1 protein-coding gene is annotated in these 2,301 nt (G+C 69.4%); it reads right to left on the bottom strand.

Annotated features, from left to right (window positions below):
• A partial coding sequence (locus EAO72_RS41610) for a pyrroloquinoline quinone-dependent dehydrogenase (protein ID WP_148022559.1) occupies positions 1 to 2,015 on the bottom strand: 2,015 nt, incomplete at its 3' end.
• Positions 2,016 to 2,301: the final 286 nt, after the last annotated feature.

The following is a 2,301-nucleotide window of genomic DNA, read 5'->3' as shown; positions in this document are numbered from 1 at the left end:
GCGACCGCCCCGTGCGCGGACTTGTTCGCCGCCGGATTGGTGAAGGTCACCGTCGTGCCTCGGGCGACGGCGAGGTGCTGCGGGGACATGGCGTTCTGCGCCACCAGGTTCTCGGCGGCCCCCGGCGCGTTCTTCGCGCTGTCCCAGACGCGGCCCAGCGTGATCGTGTTGCCGGCAGTCGCGCCGCTGACGGCTGCCGAGCGGATCTGGTTGCGCTTGGACGGGGGAGTGGGCGCGGGGGCCGGGCCGACCTTGCCGCCGACCTTGAACGCCCACAGGTGGTCGCCGCGCGGGATGTCCGGATAGGGCAGACCGTTGCCGCCGGCCAGCACGGCGACGTACTGCTCACCGTCGACCTCGTACGTCATGGGGCTGGTGTTGACGCCCGCGCCGCACTGCCAGGTCCACAGCTCCTCGCCGTTGGCGTCGTCCAGGGCGGTCAGGACACCGTCGGGACGCCCTTGGAAGAGCACACCGCTCGCGGTGCTGAGGACGCCGTTTCCGTGGGCGAGCGACCAGTCGCCCTCCTGTCGCCAGGAGACCGTGTTGGTGCGCGGATCGACGGCCACGACGCCGCCGGCGAAGTACTCGCCGAGCGGGCGGGCGGTGTTGACCCGGCCGCCGTGGGTGTTGGAGTACGCGGAGTTGATCAGCCCGTAGCCGACGTAGACCAGTCCTGTGCGGTGGCTGAAGGAAGGGGAGGACCAGTCCGCGCCGCCTCCCGCACCCGGGTACAGGATGGTGGGGCGGTCCCAGTGGACCTCGAAGACGCCGCCGGTGGCGTAGAACGGCACCGGGCGGGTCGCCTTGTCGATGCGGGGTTCGGTCTCGACGAAGGGTTCGCCTCCGGGGAAGGGCTGGGTGGGTGAGGTCTTCTGTGCCGCGTGCTGCGGTACCGGCCGCTCCTCCATGCCGTGGACCGGGTCGCCGGTCGCGCGGTCGAGGATGTAGTACATGCCGGTCTTGCTGCCGTAGACGACGACCTTGCGCTTGCGGCCCTTGATCTGGATGTCCGCGAGCACCGGGGACATGACGCCGTCGTAGTCCCAGATGTCGTGATGTACGGACTGGAAGTGCCAGCGGCGCTTCCCGGTCTTGGCGTCGATGGCCACCAGGCAGTTCGCGAAGAGGTTGTCGCCGCCCCTGGTGGAGCCGTCGGTGCGGGGGTAGGGGTTACCGAAAGTCCAGTAGACGAGGCCCAGTTCGGGGTCGACGGCGGGGTGGATCCAGCACACGGCGCCACCGGTCTTCCAGGTGTCGCCCTCCCAGGTGTCGTGGCCGAACTCGCCGGGGCCGGGGGTTCCCCAGAAGGTCCAGACGACTTCGCCGGTCGCCGCCCTCAGCGCGTAGCCCCGTCCGCGGGCGCCTGCGGTGCTGCCCTGTGTGCCGACGTAGATCAGGCCGTCCCAGTAGACGACCGCGCCGGCGAGGCTGCCCTTGCTGCCGCCGCACTGACCGCTGGCCGGGTCGCACCCGGGGTCGCCCTGGTCCTCGATGAGCATCTCCCTGGTCCACACGACCGCGCCGGTCCGCTGGTCCAGGGCGTAGATGATGTTCGCGCCGGAGATGGTGAAGGCGAGCCCCTCACCGAGAGCCACGCCGCGCATGTTGGTGGTCTCGGTGCCGACGCTGGTCTTCCATGTGACCGCTCCCGTACGGCCGTTGACGGCGAAGATGTTCTGCTGCGTGGTGGCGACGTACAGCACGCCGTCCTGGGCGACGACGGCGCACTGCTGGGCGCGGCCGGTGTCGCCGCCCTCCAGGTTGATGTGCCAGGCCCCGCCGAGCTGCTTGACGTTGCGCGGGGTGATCTTCTTGAGGGACGAGTAGTTCTGGTTGGCCAGATTGCCCCCGGCCTTGGGGAAGTTCTTCGCTGTCGCCTCGAACGCCTGCCTGGGGACGGGCGTTGCCAGGGTGCCCGTGCGTGATTCGGCCGCCTGGGCCGGGGAGTTGAGAACAGCGATGCCCGCGGTCGTGCCGGCCGCGGCTGTGGCGAGAAAACTGCGTCTGTCCATGAACCCTCTTTCGTGGCATGACCCTGCCGAATTCCGGTCCACCTGATGGTCCGGTGGGCGGCGAAGGTAAGAGAGAGTGAAAGCGGATCTTGGTCCGCTGTGCGGTTCGATAGGCCCGCACGATGGTCGCCGAGTGGCGCTTCCATACGTTAAGGACGTGGCAGCGGCCTGACAAGGGTCACGACGCGGATTCCTCGGCCCAGGCGGCCGAATCACGCACGGGCACCCTGGCAACGCCCGTCCCCAGGCAGGCGTTCGAGGCGACAGCGAAGAACTTCCCCAAGGC

This window comes from Streptomyces sp. OR43 (genome assembly GCF_008042275.1).
Classification (GTDB): domain Bacteria; phylum Actinomycetota; class Actinomycetes; order Streptomycetales; family Streptomycetaceae; genus Streptomyces.
This window is presented reverse-complemented; position numbering and strand designations above follow the sequence as displayed.